This window comes from Alkalihalobacillus sp. R86527 (assembly GCF_042466185.1).
In the GTDB taxonomy this organism is placed as follows: domain Bacteria; phylum Bacillota; class Bacilli; order Bacillales; family Guptibacillaceae; genus Guptibacillus.
Genome location: NZ_JAXHBW010000001.1, coordinates 495915 through 513413 on the forward strand (window position 1 = coordinate 495915; position 17499 = coordinate 513413).

Below are 17499 nucleotides of genomic sequence, written 5' to 3' on the forward strand. Positions count from 1 at the left end.
CGCGTCCCACTAAAATAGACATAGGTTTTGCCACTTTTTAACCCCATACTGATGAAGAAGGACAGAGATTAGAGCCATCTCTGCCATCTTTTTGACCCACTTAGGACAAGAAAATGATCCACTCGTGCCATAGATGAGCCACTATCACCAATGATAGTGGCTATTATACTACTATTTGCAGTAAAATCTTTAATGAGGATGCCAGTATTAGCGAGATTACATATTCTACTTCCATTTAGATTATGTAATAATAAAAAAAACGTAAGAACAAAATCATCAAATTAAAGGAGGTACTTATGAATAAGTGTGATCGTTGTCGGGATAGAGAAGCTACAATACTATTTACAGATGATTGGCAGGAATGGCTTTGTAATCGTTGTTTTAACAAGATGATTTCTGAAGAAATAGGAGTTACGTTAGAGACTATGCCTGAAGAAATAGAAGTTAACGATCATTCAGGAACTAGAAGGAATTTTACGGTCCAACAGCGGCTTTATCCAAATGGTATATTCATAGATGCTACTGAAGGTACAGAATTTGGTTACCAGTTTGCAGTCCATGGTGAGCTAGAGTGTAACCAAACGGAGTTATTTGAGAAGCTGAAAGATAAAGTACAGCGTGGTGTAGCGAAGCGGTTTACAAAGGTTGGAGAATATCCTGGTGGTCAAAAATATAGCGCAATTATTGATGACGAGGTAGTTGGACATATTGATTACGATGAGATGAGTTCATCTACACCCATGATTGTGATAGATGGACAGCCTTATACATGGGAACAACTAGGTGAGATGGTAAATAGCTTTGAAGGATTTCAGTTCCAAATGAAATTCTATGATAAGACAGATGATGTGGAATAAGGGCAAAACAGAGAGAAAAAACTTTATACCAGCCACCAAAATCATTGGCAGCACTCAAGTACACCACCACCGTTATTCTCCTTTCCACTCTTATCTCAATTAAATGTGACCTGTTGAAGGATTCTTTATAGTATTGTCTAATAAATAAAAGTGCTTCAGTTTTCAGTTGGTTTTTATGCTTCATTTTCCTCTGCCCCTTTTTAGAAGTACTCCTCTAAACAGCCACCACTTTTTTATTAACCTATTATTTTCTTTTCATTATTTCTTTCCTTGGAATCTATAATCCTAGTACCCAGAAATGTTCTTAGAATCCAGCGTAAAGAGGTGATCTCCACCTGCCTAGAAAAGCCAGAAAGAAAAGCAACACGAATGTCTATCATATCGTGTTTAGAGGTATCAACCGACAGACTATTTTTGAAGATGAGGAAGATAAGGGACAATTTTTACTAACCCTTGCCCGATACAAAAAGAAAAGCGGCATCGAGCTTTACGCCTACTGTTTGATGGATAACCATGTTCACCTGTTGGTAAAGGAAACAGATGAGAGCATTTCAATATTTATGAAGAGGCTGAGCTCAAGTTATGTGTATTGGTACAATATGAAATATGAACGGTGTGGCCATTTGTTTCAGGAGAGATTTAATAGTGAGAACGTGGAGAGTGATGCCTACTTTTTAACCGTTTTGCGATATATTCATCAAAATCCCCTTAAGGCAAACTTGGTAAGAAGTGTATGGGACAGTAAGTGGACAAGTATCCATGAGTATATGAGCAGAGTAAAGCTTGCTGATATTGACAGAGGGTTATGTTTATTCTCTGTAGATAGAAAAGTTGCACGTCGGCAGTTTATCCTTTTTATGCAGGAGATTAACGAAGATCGGTGTCTGGATATCTACGAGAAAATAAAGCTTACCGATGATGAGGTCAGGGACTATCTTCGTTCAATTGGCGTCATGAGCAGCAGTATGCTCCAGCAAATGGATAGAGAAGAGCGGAATGCTGTTTTGTTGAAGATGAAAAAATTGAAAGGGGTATCCATTCGCCAGATCTCCAGGGTTACGGGAATCTCCAAAAGTGTGATTGATCGGTTAACGTAAAAGTTGGACATTTGTTTGTGTAGGTGTACTTTTTTATCGTCGTATCACATATCCTCTTTGGTATTTCTATTGAAATCATCATTCAAAGATAGTGGTCAAAAAGGTTTCTATATTAAAGGATAGGAGGGGTAGATTTGTCTGTGAACGTTACCAGTATTGGACTTAGAGGTTTGGAAGGCTACAGGGTGAGAGTGGAGGTTCAGGCAGTTGATGGAATAGATGCCATCGTTATTGTCGGCCTGCCTGATGCTTCTGTGAAAGAATCAAAGGAGAGAGTAGCGGCAGCTCTGCATTCCATGAACCACTCACTTACTGACCAAAAAATCATTATTAATTTGTCTCCTGCCGAACAGAAGAAAAATGGGCCGCTGTTTGACTTGCCTATGGCATTAGGCGTACTCCTTAGTATGAATGAAATCCACGTTAAGCTCTCAGAAGACTTTGCGTTTATCGGAGCACTATCGCTAGATGGTGGCATTCAGCCGGTAGAGGGCATGTTGCCTGCCATATTGGCGGCGAAGAGGCTTGGTCTTAAGAGGTTGTATATGCCTTTTGATGAGAAGTTGCCCCAACTGGAATTTAACGGCTTGGATATTGTCTATGTTTCTTCTGTTCATGATGTGATTCAGCACCTGTCCGGCCAGACTCTTCTTCCATTTATTGCACCAAGTATTCAAGAAGAAGTTGTAGTAGAAAGCACGGTTGAGTTTTCTAAAATCGTCGGCCATACTTATGCGAAGCGAGCACTAGAAATTGCGGCGGCAGGTGAGCATCATTTATTCATGTCTGGTCCTCCGGGGTGCGGGAAAAGCATGCTTGCGGAAGCTTTTCCATCTATTCTGCCTCCTTTAACAGAAGAAGCTCGCCTTGAAGTAATGAGTTTGTATCAGCTGAATACCTGCGGTCAAGTATCTTCTCGCCAGCCACCCTTCCGAAATCCCCATCATTCTGCATCCGGTGTATCCATTATAGGAGGAGGACAGAATCCGAAGCCCGGAGAAGTCTCCCTTGCCCATAGAGGCGTCCTGTTTTTAGATGAAATAGCCGAATTCACGAAGAAGACACTCGACATGTTAAGACAACCCCTTGAAAGCGGGAAAGTGACGATCAGCCGCGCGCACTCGACTGTTAGTTACCCCGCTCAATTTATTCTTATAGGTGCTATGAACCCATGTCCCTGTGGCTTCCTGCATTCCCGCACTCATTACTGCACCTGTACCACAAAACAAATAACCGCTTACCAAAATAGACTTTCAGGTCCCATCCGTGACCGATTTGACATTCACCTTTCCCTGAAACCAGTAGATTTGCAAGCAGAACAGGAAAAAGAAAAGGAAAATTCAGAGTTAATTCGTAAACGAGTAACAGCAACAAGACAACGACAGTATAATCGATATGGAGAACAGATATGCAATGGCAGAGTCTCTTACGACCGATTAACAAAACACACTCTACTATCAAACAGTCAACATCAAATGATACGTCAGCTATCTTTAAAGCACCACTTAAGCAACCGGGCACAGATCAAGATCCTAAGACTAGCCAGGACGATTGCGGATATACAGCAGTCTGAAACGATTTCTGATGGTCATATATGGGAGGCAGTTAAGTTGCAGAAGAGAGGGGAGGAGAATGTACATAGATTGAAAATGACAAAAGGGTTGAAGAAATAAGGGAAAGGGAAGGTATCTTGACCCTTGTAAATATATAGGAGTGGACAAGGGGGGATAACATGTTGGGACGCGGTACCTGTCCCTTTTGTCCCGTCCCTTTTGTCCCTGTGTCCTCACCTTCAATAAACTGCTTTAAGTATATTGAAAGTGTTACTAGATTGACCAGTAACTGTTGATTCTTATTGTGGAAATCTGTTTAATCTTATCTGATGAAAACTGTTAACTCTAGTTTAGCGTTTACACTTGCTAGTAATATTCAAAATATATAAAGAAACAGGTGAGCTAACTCACCTGTTTCTTTGGTTGAATACTTTTAGAATTTGTATGATCTTCAGCTAAATTATTGCAGATAAAGAAGGGGTGATAATCTGTCTCGCCCCCTGTCCAGCGACTCCAAGGTCATTTGTAGTTGTAGCTGCTGCAATTCCTGCTACGTGTGTTCCGTGACCATTCATGTCTTCCGCTGTGAAAGAAGTTGAGAAGTTATGACTTAAATAATCTTGTCCACTAAATCTGGATGAGTCGTTTTGGAACATGACATGTAGTTCAACCCTAGTAAATATTGCTATTCTCGATACAGGTGTTCACTCGTACAGAATTTATTTTCAGGAGTCCCCACTGTTGAGGGAATTGAGGATCGTTAGGTGTCATTAAATCGATCTGTAACCCCTGGATATACCCCCCTCATTAACATTGAAAGCCTCTACAACAGAATGTATTTTATACCTCATAAAAGATATAAAAACCAACCAAAATACTACAATATCCCAAAAATTTACTGATAAGTAAAATATATACTTAAAAAGGGTTAGTAAGTATTAGATAAATGATCAAGTGTTTTAAAGAAAAGAGCAGGTATTTGGCAATATATAGGGAATTAATCCTAGAAGTATCTCAATGGAAAAGGACTAAATACTCAACATAAAGTGGGAGAGTGAAACATGGCACGTGCTATTGGCATTGATTTAGGAACGAGTAACACAGCAGTAGCTATTTATAGAAAGGGAAAAGTTGAAAGTATTCCGCTTGAAGGAAGGATGATTATGCCTTCAGTCGTTTCCTACAGAAAAAAGGACGACATTCTAGTAGGTAATGCAGCCAAATCTCGGTTGTATATCGACCCAATGAATAGTGTATCTTCTTCTAAACGATATATTGGAACGGATAGGACATATTCTATTCATGGTGATGAGATTACTCCTGTTGAAGTGGCGAAAGAGTTGTTAATAAAGGTTCGAGAGGAAGCTAGTAAATATCTAAAAGAAGATGTAAAGGACGCAGTAATTACGATTCCCGCATATTTTACAGATGAACAAAGAAAAGCGACAAAGGAAGCAGGAGAACTTGCTGGGTTTAATGTATTAAGGTTGTTACCTGAACCAACAGCAGCCGCCATAGCATATGGATTAGAGAAAGAGCGTAATCAAACGATAATGGTGTATGACCTTGGTGGAGGGACCTTCGATGTTTCTATTCTAAAAGTGACTCACAATAATTTTGAAGTTCTAGCAGTTGATGGAGATTCGATGTTAGGTGGAGACGATTTTGATGAGGAAATCGTTCGTTTCTTATTAGATAAACTTAACTTTCCAATCCATGCTAGTCAGGGAGTACAAGGCTCAATGATTAGACAGCAGCTTAAGGAAGCGGCAGAGGAAGCGAAAAAAGAGTTATCTGAAAGTGAATTTACAGACATCACGATTCCAGATATTTACGGACAACATTTAGATGAAGAATTAAGTAAAGAATCCTTTGAAGAAATGATCGATTCGCTTGTTCAAAAAACTGTAGATAAATTGAATGAAGTTCTAAAGTCCGCCGGACTTACTAAAAGAGACATCAGTAGAGTAATTTTAGTAGGTGGTTCTACGCGTATTCATGCTGTTCAAAAAGCAGTAGCCTCAAAAATCAAACAGCCTTTTATTGCTGATAATGTTGATGAAATTGTTGCTCAAGGTGCAGCGATCATGGCAGCAAATCTTGCAGCACCGAATATAGATTCTACACCAGTTCCAATCAATGTAGAAGATGTAACAGCACATTCGTTTGGAGTAGACCTATTAGATGACGAGGTAGACAGAATGAAAGTTTTTCATTTGATTAGGAAGAATTCTAAATTACCGTGTACTGGATCAATATTAGGTTGGACGATCAGACCTTACCAGACAGAAATCGCTATGGGTGTATTTAGAACTGAGGAAGATATTCCATATCAAGAAGACAAGTTAGGAGAGTTGGTGCTCCCAGTAAGTAGAAAATCTTACAATGTTACCAATGTCGCTTTATTTGAATTAGATGTAGATGGAATTCTTACTTTTTCGAGTGGAGAGATCGATAGAGTGAAAGGATCAGATTTGATTCAAGAATACATAGATACTCAAAAAGTCAATCTGAAGAAGATAAAAAATATGATTGATCGATCGGACCTTCAGTTGAAAACAATCACCATTGATACTACAAAACAGGAGGCAATGAAATGACTATAATTGAAAAGAATAGTCCATATATACTAGGAATCGATTTAGGTACTTCTAATTCAGCTGTATCCATTTATCGGAAAGGAAAACCCCACATGATTAAACTTGGTAGGGAAACTACTATTCCATCTGTCGTTAGTTTTCGGTCAGAGGAAGATGTGCAAGTTGGGGAAGCTGCCAAACGTCGTATACTGATTGAGCCAGAGAAAACTGTTTCATTTATAAAGCGTGAGATGGGAACGGATTGGAACCGTGAATTTTTCGGTAAGTTTTATACCCCCCAGGATATATCGGCTGAGATTGTGTCTAAAATAAAAGATTATGTAATGAATCAAGAAGAAATAGATATGAAAGGGACGCCGACTTATGCAGTAATTTGTGTGCCTGCTAACTTCGACGATAATAAGAAGAAGGCAACAAGAGAAGCTGCAGAGCTAGCAGGGTTGCACGTTACTTACTTATTAGAAGAACCCGTAGCTGCTTCTATTGCATATGGCATGGAAGTTGGTCGTAATCAAACGATACTTGTATATGACTTAGGAGGAGGAACCTTTGATGTCTCTATCCTAAAAGTTGAAAGTCTGGAAGAGAACGAGCCAGCTACTTTTTCTATCCTTGCTAAAGAAGGAGATCCTCAACTTGGTGGATATGACATTGATCTAATCCTGGTAGAAAAAGTTGCAGCTGATTTTAAAGAGAAGAGTAACCTAGACTTATTTGATCTGGAGGCAGATCAAGGAATTTCTGCTTCAGATCTTCTTGAAGCACAGCAAAAACTTCAAGAAGCATGTGAACAAGCGAAGAAGGATCTATCTGACATAGATATCGTTTCTATTGAAATTCCGAACTTTATTAAAGATGAATTTGGAAAGGTGCATAATATAGACTTAGAGTTGACTAGAGAAGAATTTAATCTAGCTATTACTCCTTTAATAGAAAAGACGATGTTAACAGTAGAAAAATCATTGGAAAACGCCAAACTTGGAGTCCGTGATATTTCTAGAGTGATTGTAGTAGGAGGGTCAACAAGAATTCCGCTTGTAAGTGAGAAAATCAAAGAACTTCTCCATAAAGAACCATATTCTAATATTGACCCGGATACTGTTGTTGCACAAGGTGCGGCTATTTTTGGTGCAAGTATCGGCGTACCTACCGATAAACTTGAGCACACTAATAAATCTGATGATGACGACCGTCCAGATACAGAAATTGAAATGAACAATATTGTGACTCACCACCTCGGAATTGAAATTAGTGGTGGACGTTTTAATCAAATCATTGAAAAAGGCCTTGAGATAACGAATGAGTCTCCAGTGATATCAAATGAGAAGGAATATAGTACATACGAGGATAATTTAACCGAAATGAGGATTACTGTTTTTCAGAGCACTGAAAAGGTTGAATACGTAAGTGACGATCATTGTGTCTGCATTGGCGAATTCTTCTTAACTGGTATTCCACCTGCACCCAAGGGTGTGCAACGAATATTAGTAAACTTTGAAATTGATCAGTCAAATGAGGTAGTTGTAACTGCAAGGCTTAAGGGTGAGGAAAGCGTATCTGAAAGTATCACAATTCAGAAGAATTAGGAGAAGTGACATGTTGAAAAAAGTTGATAGTGAACGATTGCGAGTCGACGAGGAATATCAAGAAGAATTTCTAAAGTACTCAGAGTGGCGAAAACGAATTGCACAATTAGAACATAAAGTTATCCTTTTAAATGATGAATTTGAATTTCAATATGGTAAAAGAAGTATACCGGAAAACCTCCCTGTCTACTTACAAGAAATTATGGAAAACAGGCGTGAAGGTTTGCGCCTTTCTGTCAAAACTACCAGTAAATTGATGAGAAAGTTAAAGCCATTACAACAAATTGATTTTGATGAAGCATCCTACGTAACACAGCAGCAAAGTAATATGGAAGTGATGGATAAGACGGATGGTCAAGGTGAGGAAGCTACGATGAAAGAAAATGATTCTACTCATCCTGAAGATACCTTGCCTAATAAAGACTTAAAACAAGACTCTGACTTGAATGAAGTAAATACGGATGACGAGTTAATACCCCAAAAACCAATTGTCGAAGAGCTAGTAAACTCAGGTGAAACAAAGGATTATACAGAGGTGATACAACAAAATAGTAACAATCAAGAAGTGTTGAATGAGTTAAAAGATATTAATCATAAGACTGAGAAAAAGTTTTTCAATTTCATGGAGAAGGGCGTTGCTCCTATTTTAGACGGCTTATACAATGGTCAAAAACATGCGGGCGATTTGGAAAGAGATATAAGTGAGGAAAGTGAAGAATGTAAGGAGGAAGTGAGGAATTGGCTTGAGATTTATCATCTACTTAGCCAGAGAATTAAGGACATTTTTCAAACATTTTCATTCACCCTCCTTACTCCAGAAGTTGGGGAGCCATTTGATGAAAACCAGCACGATCCAATAGCAGTCGTTGAAGATCTGAGCTTTCTTAATGAGCAAATTAAAGAGGTTGTTCGTGTAGGTTTACTGTACACACCACAATCTTTTATTGTACGGCCAGCTCAAGTCATCGTTGTGAAGAATGTAGAAGTAATGAATGAAGAAGTTCTAGAAGACGGTAAAGAAGGTGCACAAGCAGATGAGAGTTGATAATGAGAAGAAGCCGGCTCTTGGCATTGACTTAGGAACGACCTATTCTGCCATTGCAAGATGGACAGACAAAGGACCGAAAGTTTATCAAAATCCTAGAAGAGAATACACCTGGGCATCAGTGGTTTATTATGATGAACGGCAAACAAAGCCACTCGTAGGTAATCTTGCATTAAGAAAAGCAATTGTTGACCCTGTGAATGCAATAATTGGTGTGAAACGAATGATGGATGATGGTAATCAAAAGATTCCGTTAGGTAATGAGGAATTCACTCCTATAGAATTGTCTTCTATGATCTTAAAAGATGTATACGAATATGCAGAAAAAACTACGCCTGGATTTGATCCTGCTGGGGTAGTCGTCACAGTTCCCTATTATTTCACAGCCTTACAATCAAGTAATACAGCCGAAGCGGCTTCTTTAGCTGGCTTAAACATGCTAGGAGTCATCCAGGAGCCTATTGCTGCTGCGCTTGCTTACGGAATTCATGAAGAAGATAGCATAGATAATGAAATTATTATGGTATTCGATCTTGGTGGAGGAACCTTTGACTTAACGATATTTAAATTAATTAATGAACCAGATAAGCTAACGTTTGATGTGCTTGCAACAGGTGGAGATGATCGCCTAGGTGGACTGGATTTTGATAATGAACTAACTGATTTAATTCAAAAAAAATCTGGACTAAACTTTACCCAGCATTCTAAAGAGGAGCAATTGAAGGCTAAGGCATCAATACTTGAAGCGGCTAAAGAAGCTAAAGAAATTCTATCTTTTGAAGAGTTTACTGAAATTATCAAACCGAATATTCTCCCTGGAAAACATATAGAAGTTGATTTAACACGAGAAGAATTTGAAGAGTGCATCAACCATTATTTTAGTAAGATGGATTTAATTCTTGATGATGTTCTAGAAAAATCTTCGCTCTCAAAACAAGATATAGACCGTGTTATTAAAGTAGGTGGTTCTAGTAGAATCCCAAAGATTGATGAGTTGTTGGAGAAGAAAATAGATGCGAATAAAGTATATGGAAATATCGATCCTGATTTATGTGTGGCTCAGGGGGCAAGTGTGTACGCGGCTTTCCTTGATGACCGCATTCAATGGTCGAAAGAGATTGAGATTAAAACAGCTACTGCCCATGCACTTGGAGTAGGTTTAAGTGATGGTAGATTTAGCGTATTAATTCCAAGTAATCGTCGAACACCATGTGAAGCTACCCGTATGTTCACAACCAACCTGGATCACTGTGAAGAGTTGGATATCGATGTATATCAAGGATCATCAAAATATATAAAAAACAACATGAAGATTGGAACGATACAGGTGACGGGTCTAGAAAAGCGACCAGCTGGGGAACTGGATATCGATATTACTTTTAGAATTAATCAACAACAAACTGTATCGATTACAGTAGTTCAAAAGGAAAGTAAAATAAGAAAGATGGAAAGTTTGAATCTTGCATAAAAGCTAAATGCTAGTGTTTATATACTAGCAAAATGTAATTAGGTAAAGAAAATGAATAAGGGGATAAAGGGATGATGCAATGAAAATCGAGGGTTATGAAGTAATCAATACCCTTTTTAAAAGTGATGAAGGATTAGAAGTATTTGAAGTTATTGATTCTTCATCAAAAGAAAAACACATCCTGAGGATTGCTGATTACTCCAAACAGGAAAGTTTGCAGGAGTCTTGGTTTGCCATATATGATGACTATCAATCGAAAGTTACAAACTATAAATACTTGCCTCGGGTGCTTTCCGTTACAATGGTTGATGGAAAAAAGGTAATGGCAGTTCTTAAGTGTGATGAAGGACAACTATTACGCAGTGAAAAGTCTATTTCTTTAGATCAAGTGTATCAACTAATGGATGCAGTTCATCACCTCCACAAAAGGAAACTTATTCATGGTTCTATTACTGCCAATAATATATGGGTGAATGAAAATGATTCCATCGTATTATATGGAACAAACGAAAAGATAGCTTTTGATTCAGAACATCAGGGTGATGAAAGATCTGATGTAAATCAACTAATTGAAATCATTAATATCTACTCAAATATAGATAAAAAGATTTTAAGAGTTATTGAAAACAAAAAGCCGACCACTATCGGCGATTTAGAACTCTTATTAAAGGATCCCAGTATTGAAGTAAAGAAGCAAAAGTCAGGTCTTGTTGAAAAGGAAGTTATTGAAGCAAACGTAGATTTAGAGACGAAAAAAAATGTACCAATTGTTGAACGAAAAAAGAAAAAAAGGGATCTTGAAGCCAATAGAGAAGTCGAGCAACCACCTATTCGATCGGAAAGAAATCGTAACAAGAAATCCAAGAAAAAACCACTTCTAATTGGTGGTACCTTGGTCATTATCATATTGACTATTATATTTACTAATATGTATAACAACGGAGTTGAGAATCAGCCTGAAGCAATACAAGTAAATACTATTGAAGAAGCTCCTGCCGATACAGAAGTCGATAATGAGGATGATGTTTTAGAAGCGCCACCTGAAGAGGTTGTTGATGAACCTGTAATTGAGGAAAATCCAATTCCAACATTTTCAGATCGAGAAATCAAACATTTCATGGATCAGTATTCTGCTTTGACCATTAACGCAATTAACCAGCAAAATTTCTCTTTGGTCGAAAGAATGATAGATCCAGATGGAGAGATGTATCAGGAACAACTAGACTATATCGAGTATTTAAGTGGAAAAGATATTTCTGAGAAGTTGTTGTTTTTTAGAATTGATGACGTAGAACGGATTGATGAAACAACTTATAAAATAAATACCTATGAAGAATACGATATTGTATATGGAGTTGAAGGAACTCAAAAAGTTAAAAGTTTTAACAGCGCATACTTACTCAAAGTCATGGAAAATAATAATCTTGGAGTTAATAAACTCTTATTTACTGACGAGGTTTCTTCAGAAGATATTGTAAGTTCCGAACCGGAAGTTGTGGAAGAAGAAATAGAAGAAGAACCTGTTGTCAACGAGAGTGTCTCACAGGAAGACTTGGAATATTTCATACAACAATATGGGAATGCCACAATCGATGCAATTCGAATGAATGATTTTTCTTACGTTGAGCATTATCTTGATCCATATGGAAAGTCTTATAAAGAGTCTAAAGAGTACATCAGTTATTTGAATGAAAAAAACATATCAGAAGATTTATTGACACTCTACGCAACTGAAACTTATCAACTCAATGACAACACCTATCAAGTTAACACTTATGAAGAGTATGATATCACTTATGGTGATGGGTCTGTTAAATTCAAAAGCTTCAATAGTCAATATAAAGTAAAGCAGATTGAAGGTTATCTCTATATCAGTGAATTGATTGATACTAAAGAGGTTGAGTCAAGAGAATATTAATGCGTTATGAAATAAAAGGATAGAACAAATTCTAGGGAGAAGGAAATTGAATTCTATGGAATATCAAGAAATATCGGGGAGATTGTATAGAGACGCTCATGTTCAAAGTTATTTAAGTAAGGAATGGCAAGTACCTTCAAGTGAGCAAAGTCAATTAAGAGTAAAGCATAAGGTTTATTCACATGCTTATAAACAATCAGCACAGTACCCTTTCTCCAATGAAGCAAAAGCAATATATGATGGTTTTTCTGGTAATAGTCAACTAATCTACCAATTTATTAAAGAGTATCAAGATACAAATCGATTAATTGTGAATGCAACACCTGAGGTGAAAGTATCAGATACATCATCCTCTAAATGGGGGGACTTTTCTAGGAAAGCAAAAAGCGAGTTATCCTCCCTACCTATATTATCAGCTTTAAGTGATGCAACTCAGGGAGCCTCCGGTTTAGGTGAATTGCAAAATAAGCTTAAGGATGATCCAAATAAACCTGAGAACTGGTTATATTACTATGAAGCTACTATGATGTATAAGAAAATGAACAGTGGAGTTAGCATTGGTAGAGCGGTCATTAATCCAGTAGGGTTTGTTGCGGGTAAAGGAATTGCAGCGGGCTTAAATTCTATCGATGACCAGTTCGAAAAATTCGATTCTAAAACATGTCTTGGCATGACCATTTCTCTTCTTATGAACAAAATGAAAAAAGATGGAAAAGACCTAGAGCCGAACGAACTCGTCCTTCTTGGAAAAACCATCATGTACTCTTCCTGTCATGCAAAATCAGAACATTCTAGAAAACAAATGATAGAGAAATCAATAAAATACATTTCCAAAGCAATACGTAATGAGCAATCAGGACGAAGGAAATCAGAATATTTTTATTATCTTGCAGAATGTTATGACCAAATAGATGACGAAATCATGTATTTAAAGTCATTGGGGATTGCTAGAAAACTTGGTTTTGCACCAGCTGACAAGCTTGTTAAAAGAATTTTAATGAAAAGGGTTAATGAAGGTGACAAGGAGCGATTAAAGCAGGTTAACAGTAACTTACCATATGATAGTTTTGAATACACTTATAGCCCAAATTTTGAAGCAAGATTTGAAAACTCACTAGATCACGTCTTTAAGGAACAATCGAAAAAGTTTTCGGAAACGGGAAAACGTTTAAAGAAATTATGGAGTAAATTATAAAAGGGAGCGTAATATATGGCGATTGATTTTGATCCTTTTGATGTCATGGACATGAATTATAATATGGAAGTAGATGCAAACGATTTACAAATGTATGAATTACAAGAGCATGGCACTTACTCAATTGATGATATAGATCACGATATGGTTATGGATGCGTATGATTATGATATAGGGAATGATAATCAGATAGATTCCTATCAAGTCGATCTTAATCATAACAACGTAGTTGATGAGTTTGAAACTCACTTTGGAATGACTGAGTGGAATTTTGATACAAATGTTGATGGTACTATTGACTATGTAGATCGTGCTTTAGGACAACAGATATATGGCGTGTGATAGAATACTCAAATTACATTAATAAAGATCCCTATAAAACAAGCTGTTAATCAAACGTTTGATTAACAGCTTGTTTCAGTTAGTTGAATATCTACAGTAACTATCTTTTGTTAGATGACTCTTCTTTATTGTTTGAAAATGAGTTGATCAATTTCATGAAAGATAGCAAAAAATAAGGTGCTAAATACTAATCAACGATTGTATTTTCCTTTATTTTCCTTAAAATTAGAATTAATGGGATAATTTTCTGTCGAAAATGAGAGTTAGGTGAAAAAGATGTTTGAAGTGCTATTAATCTTGTTTTGTTTGTCCATTATTTTAGTTGTTATCGGAATGATTTGGCCAAAATATGTTTTTTTATGGAATGGAAAGAGAGCAAAGAGACGATGGAAGGTATTTCTGTTTTATAGTGGGATGGCCTATCTACTATTTGCGTTAGGACTAGGCTCTATAGCGAGCTGGTTATTTACTCTTGATTTAGTGGTTCTATTGACCGCTATTATAAGCATTGTTTTATTAATAATTGGAATTATAAGACCAAATATCGTTTTGCGCATGAAGAAGAGAATCACGGGGACGGTTCTAGTGATTCATCTCAAAATTGATTTTTCGTAAACAAAACTTTAAAAAATCAGATGAACTTAACCATTTTATGATTGATTCACCTGATTTTCTTTGTTTTTAAGCTATGGGAACGGTTTTCGTGATTCACTTCCATGTTAAACCAACTTTCTTCAATCTCAAAGAAACATCAGTAAACTAATCAGTAGATAAGATCTCCTGGTTTCTTTGTATTTTGTAAATAAATGAATCATTAGAACCGTCCCTTTGATTCTCAAACAACCAGGTTATTAAACAAACGTTTGATTGAATGGCTTTTTGAAGAGGATATAGATAGACCCACGCCTGCCATTTATGACCCACTATGAAAGAAGAATATGGACATGGGGACAGGTACCTCGTCCCATTATACAAATGCTTTAATCAGCATAACCCTCCCGCTGATTGTTTTATGACAGCTTAGCCCTTTCCTCACATAAGGAAAGGGCTATTTTAATTTTCTTTTTTAAGTTTATAGAGAGAACTTAGTAGAGGATGTATTCTTAACTTAGATTTGACTAGAGGGCGGGATAGTATGGAGAAACGAAAACCAACTATAATATTTCTAATTATATTAATTAGTAGCATCTTTATGCTTCCAGTAAGTGCTATTGCGAGCAGTGGAAGTATAGACTATGATAAATCGGAGTTAGTAGATTCTAATACAACAAGTTCAAACCAGGAATCTAGTAAAGATAAGAAAGATAATAGTTGGTGGATTCCTAACTGGTTTGAAAATGCGACTGATAAAACGAAAAAGACCTTAGTCAATACATGGAATGGTACAAAAGAGATTGCTATTAGCGGTTTCGATTTAATAAGAGATAAAACGAACCAAGGCATTGAGTGGATCTCTGACAAGTTACACGGAGTCGGTGAATGGTGGAGTGAACGCTCACTCTTAGAGAAGTCGCTTATTATTCTTGGAACGGGTGCGGCGATATTAACCGGTGGTGTTGCCCTTGGTTTTATTTCTGCAGGTGCTGCAGTTGTTGCTGGTATTGGTGGAGCAATCAATTATGGTCTTTATGCGATGAATACTGATGATGCGTCATTGGTCGGCGGGCTAGGTATGATGACGTTAGGTGCTCTTGGAGGTATTGGCTTTGGTGCATTACGAGGAATAGGAGTTCTTGGAGCAAGAGGAGGTTCGCTCTTAACTGCTGCTTCAAAAGGTATAAGTCATTCACGTGTGGGTGGAGTTATTAAGAACGGTATGAGTGCTTTAGGGCGAACTAGAGTAGGCACAGCTATACTGAGCAGTACAGGTGCAGTAGTCCGAGCTGCTCGTCCGGTTTTGGGCCTGATTTCTAGTAAGGGGGCACTCACTGGCGGTGCGATTTCCTCTGTTTTTGCAGGTGGAACTCATGTATACAATACCGTGGTAAATGGAGAGCCACTTGATTCAAAGGCAATGATTAATGACATGGTTGTCTGGGGGGCTGCCGGTGCAGTTGGCGCAGGACTAGCTACTAAAACGTTTCAAGGGATCGGTACTTTAACAAAGTCTAAGGGATTAAAAACAGCTAGCAGTTCCACAGTTGGCGGGACTTCAGAGTATGTGCTTGGTAATTTGTTTGAGGGAAAGAGCCCTGGTATTAAAAAGACGTTGATGGTTGCAGGGTTGTCACTTACCTTGGGTGGGGCGGTTGCTTTTGGGCCATCTCTCGGGAACATAGCAAAACAAGATGAAATAATTAGCAGTGCAATGAATAATCAGCCATTAGTAAATAATAAGTCTGCACCACAATCTAATTCAATAGAACGTACAGGAACTCTATCCGGAAGTAATAGCTATGTTGGAGGTAATGTAAGAAAAAATGGCTCAGATTTAACGGGTATTCCCAAAGTGGACCTTCAATTTTTTTCAAATAATAACATTTCGGGTGTTAACGAAAAGGTTGAGGAGCGTTTTTTTGGTAACACAATAGGATTCAAGAATACATCTAAATTAGTTGGAGAAGAAGTTAAACTTCCTTGGTTAAATGATGAGAAATATAAAGCTGTCCAAGTTGAGGGGACTGTTAACGTAAATGGAAAAAAAGTTGATATATCTAGAAGGGTCTATCAGAAGAATAGTATTGACTGGGAATATAAACCTGTTAATCCTAGCGGAAAGGGACTTACAAATAAAGAACTCGCAGCCAAAGGGAGACCCCCTTTTATCATAGATAAAAATGGAAAAGAAGCTCAAATTGAATTACACCACTTAATTCAAAAAGAAACTGGGAATATGGTAGAAATTGAAGCGACCTCTCATGACGAATATACAAAAGTATTACATGGACTTGTGGAAAATGGGAATAGTTTCAGAAATAACCCTGAATTAATTAAACAATATACTAATTTTATGAGGAAATATTGGAGATGGCGACACCAAAGTATAGAAAGGAGATAAGGCTATGAATAACATGATAAACAAGATGATAGACAACTATAAAGAAGATAAAGATTTTTATGGTCCTATACAGGAAGAATACATAACACTCGTTGAAGATGAGTTAAAAGTGAGTTTTCCAGATCAGTACAAAGAGTTCGTAAGGAACTACGGATCAGGAGGTATCTGTGGAGTAAACGTTTTAGGGATAGAGGGAGAGTTAGGTTCATCTGTATTGTTAAATACAAAAAGATATCGTCAATTAGGACTTCCGAAAGATTTAATTGTCATTGAAGATCTAGGAGAATTTGTCGTGTGTAGTAAGACGGGCAGCAAAACGAGTGTATTATATTGGAACAGATTTCAAAAACAAGGAACTGTGATGTATGAGAATTTCTATGAGTATTTGTTCGATACTTTTAAAGAGGCAATTGATAATTGGTAAGGAAGGAATCAGTAATCATGTAATGAGAATTACGGGTGAATCACGGGGACGGTTCTCATGATTCACTTCAAGGTGGGTAAACACTAACGAACTAATGACAATTCGCAAATTAGTAGTGATATACCATAATTCTAAGCAAGCTATAGAAAAACAGGTGATCAACCAATGATTATTGGTGAGCTCATCTGTTTTATTTTGTATAGTTATATAAATCGGTAGAATCATCTACCTAATCCTTTAAATTAATGAAGGAATTCAATATATAAAGAGAGAAAAATTAGTTTCAAGCAAATAATTTAAGCAATAATTTCACTTACGTGGGGAGGATGGATATGGAGTTTATTGATTATCTTCTAATGAGACATACCCTTAAAAAGGACGAAAGGCAGATAAAAGATAGGTCCGCAAAACAATAT

The 17499-nt window shown here is 37.2% G+C and carries 14 protein-coding genes; 13 read left to right on the forward strand and 1 reads right to left on the reverse strand.

All coding sequences use genetic code 11. The annotated features are described in order from the left end of the window. Window positions 1-296: 296 nt before the first annotated feature. The 3 genes from SJY16_RS02615 to SJY16_RS02625 all read left to right on the forward strand — a co-directional run bounded on the left by SJY16_RS02615 (window position 297) and on the right by SJY16_RS02625 (window position 3627). Window positions 297-857, forward strand: coding sequence for a DUF7686 domain-containing protein (locus tag SJY16_RS02615; protein WP_377887510.1), 561 nt, complete (start codon window positions 297-299; stop codon window positions 855-857). A gap of 383 nt (window positions 858-1240) precedes the next feature. Next, window positions 1241-1954 carry a transposase gene (locus SJY16_RS02620; protein ID WP_377887511.1) on the forward strand — a complete coding sequence of 238 codons (714 nt, stop codon included), beginning with the start codon at window positions 1241-1243 and terminating at the stop codon, window positions 1952-1954. A gap of 134 nt (window positions 1955-2088) precedes the next feature. Next, window positions 2089-3627, forward strand: a complete 1539-nt coding sequence (locus SJY16_RS02625) for a YifB family Mg chelatase-like AAA ATPase (protein ID WP_377887512.1) — start codon at window positions 2089-2091, stop codon at window positions 3625-3627. Window positions 3628-3962: 335 nt separating this feature from the next. Here SJY16_RS02625 and SJY16_RS02630 read toward each other — a convergent pair whose 3' ends face one another. Beyond that, window positions 3963-4163 (reverse strand): S8 family serine peptidase, encoded by a 201-nt coding sequence (locus SJY16_RS02630; protein ID WP_377887513.1) that lies wholly within the window; start codon window positions 4161-4163, stop codon window positions 3963-3965. A gap of 405 nt (window positions 4164-4568) precedes the next feature. On the opposite strand from SJY16_RS02630, the gene SJY16_RS02635 reads away from it, so the two are divergent. The 10 genes from SJY16_RS02635 (at window position 4569) to SJY16_RS02680 (ending at window position 17083) form a co-directional block, all read left to right on the forward strand. Continuing rightward, window positions 4569-6107 carry an Hsp70 family protein gene (locus SJY16_RS02635; RefSeq protein WP_377887514.1) on the forward strand — a complete coding sequence of 513 codons (1539 nt, stop codon included), beginning with the start codon at window positions 4569-4571 and terminating at the stop codon, window positions 6105-6107. Beyond that, window positions 6104-7693 (forward strand): Hsp70 family protein, encoded by a 1590-nt coding sequence (locus tag SJY16_RS02640; RefSeq protein WP_377887515.1) that lies wholly within the window; start codon window positions 6104-6106, stop codon window positions 7691-7693. The genes SJY16_RS02635 and SJY16_RS02640 overlap by 4 nt, the downstream gene beginning before the upstream one ends. Window positions 7694-7703: 10 nt before the next feature. Next, entirely contained in the window at window positions 7704-8738 is a 1035-nt protein-coding gene (grpE, locus tag SJY16_RS02645) for a nucleotide exchange factor GrpE (RefSeq protein ID WP_377887516.1), read from the forward strand. Next, window positions 8728-10206 (forward strand): Hsp70 family protein, encoded by a 1479-nt coding sequence (locus SJY16_RS02650; protein ID WP_377887517.1) that lies wholly within the window; start codon window positions 8728-8730, stop codon window positions 10204-10206. Before grpE ends, SJY16_RS02650 begins: the two co-directional genes overlap by 11 nt. 79 nt (window positions 10207-10285) lie before the next feature. After that, window positions 10286-12124, forward strand: a complete 1839-nt coding sequence (locus tag SJY16_RS02655; protein ID WP_377887518.1) for a TcaA NTF2-like domain-containing protein — start codon at window positions 10286-10288, stop codon at window positions 12122-12124. Window positions 12125-12179: 55 nt separating this feature from the next. Further along, complete coding sequence (locus SJY16_RS02660; protein ID WP_377887519.1) at window positions 12180-13319, forward strand: hypothetical protein; 1140 nt, start codon at window positions 12180-12182, stop codon at window positions 13317-13319. 15 nt (window positions 13320-13334) lie between these two features. After that, window positions 13335-13661 carry a hypothetical protein gene (locus SJY16_RS02665; RefSeq protein ID WP_377887520.1) on the forward strand — a complete coding sequence of 109 codons (327 nt, stop codon included), beginning with the start codon at window positions 13335-13337 and terminating at the stop codon, window positions 13659-13661. Between the two features lie 276 nt (window positions 13662-13937). Then, window positions 13938-14276 (forward strand): hypothetical protein, encoded by a 339-nt coding sequence (locus SJY16_RS02670; protein ID WP_377887521.1) that lies wholly within the window; start codon window positions 13938-13940, stop codon window positions 14274-14276. 520 nt (window positions 14277-14796) lie between these two features. After that, the gene (locus tag SJY16_RS02675) at window positions 14797-16659 is read left to right on the forward strand and encodes an HNH/ENDO VII family nuclease (RefSeq protein ID WP_377887522.1); all 1863 of its coding nucleotides are present in this window, start codon (window positions 14797-14799) and stop codon (window positions 16657-16659) included. Window positions 16660-16663: 4 nt separating this feature from the next. Further along, on the forward strand, window positions 16664-17083 hold the full coding sequence (locus tag SJY16_RS02680) for an SMI1/KNR4 family protein (protein ID WP_377887523.1): 420 nt from the start codon (window positions 16664-16666) through the stop codon (window positions 17081-17083). The last annotated feature ends 416 nt before the right edge of the window (window positions 17084-17499 follow it).

Coding starts and splice junctions, on each gene's coding strand:
- SJY16_RS02655 (WP_377887518.1), top strand. CDS start 10,286: ATGAAAATCGAGGGTTATGAAGTAATCAATACCCTTTTTAAAAGTGAT.
- SJY16_RS02650 (WP_377887517.1), top strand. CDS start 8,728: ATGAGAGTTGATAATGAGAAGAAGCCGGCTCTTGGCATTGACTTAGGA.
- SJY16_RS02635 (WP_377887514.1), top strand. CDS start 4,569: ATGGCACGTGCTATTGGCATTGATTTAGGAACGAGTAACACAGCAGTA.
- SJY16_RS02680 (WP_377887523.1), top strand. CDS start 16,664: ATGAATAACATGATAAACAAGATGATAGACAACTATAAAGAAGATAAA.
- SJY16_RS02670 (WP_377887521.1), top strand. CDS start 13,938: ATGTTTGAAGTGCTATTAATCTTGTTTTGTTTGTCCATTATTTTAGTT.
- SJY16_RS02615 (WP_377887510.1), top strand. CDS start 297: ATGAATAAGTGTGATCGTTGTCGGGATAGAGAAGCTACAATACTATTT.
- SJY16_RS02640 (WP_377887515.1), top strand. CDS start 6,104: ATGACTATAATTGAAAAGAATAGTCCATATATACTAGGAATCGATTTA.
- SJY16_RS02660 (WP_377887519.1), top strand. CDS start 12,180: ATGGAATATCAAGAAATATCGGGGAGATTGTATAGAGACGCTCATGTT.
- grpE (WP_377887516.1), top strand. CDS start 7,704: ATGTTGAAAAAAGTTGATAGTGAACGATTGCGAGTCGACGAGGAATAT.
- SJY16_RS02675 (WP_377887522.1), top strand. CDS start 14,797: ATGGAGAAACGAAAACCAACTATAATATTTCTAATTATATTAATTAGT.
- SJY16_RS02665 (WP_377887520.1), top strand. CDS start 13,335: ATGGCGATTGATTTTGATCCTTTTGATGTCATGGACATGAATTATAAT.
- SJY16_RS02630 (WP_377887513.1), bottom strand. CDS start 4,163: ATGTTCCAAAACGACTCATCCAGATTTAGTGGACAAGATTATTTAAGT.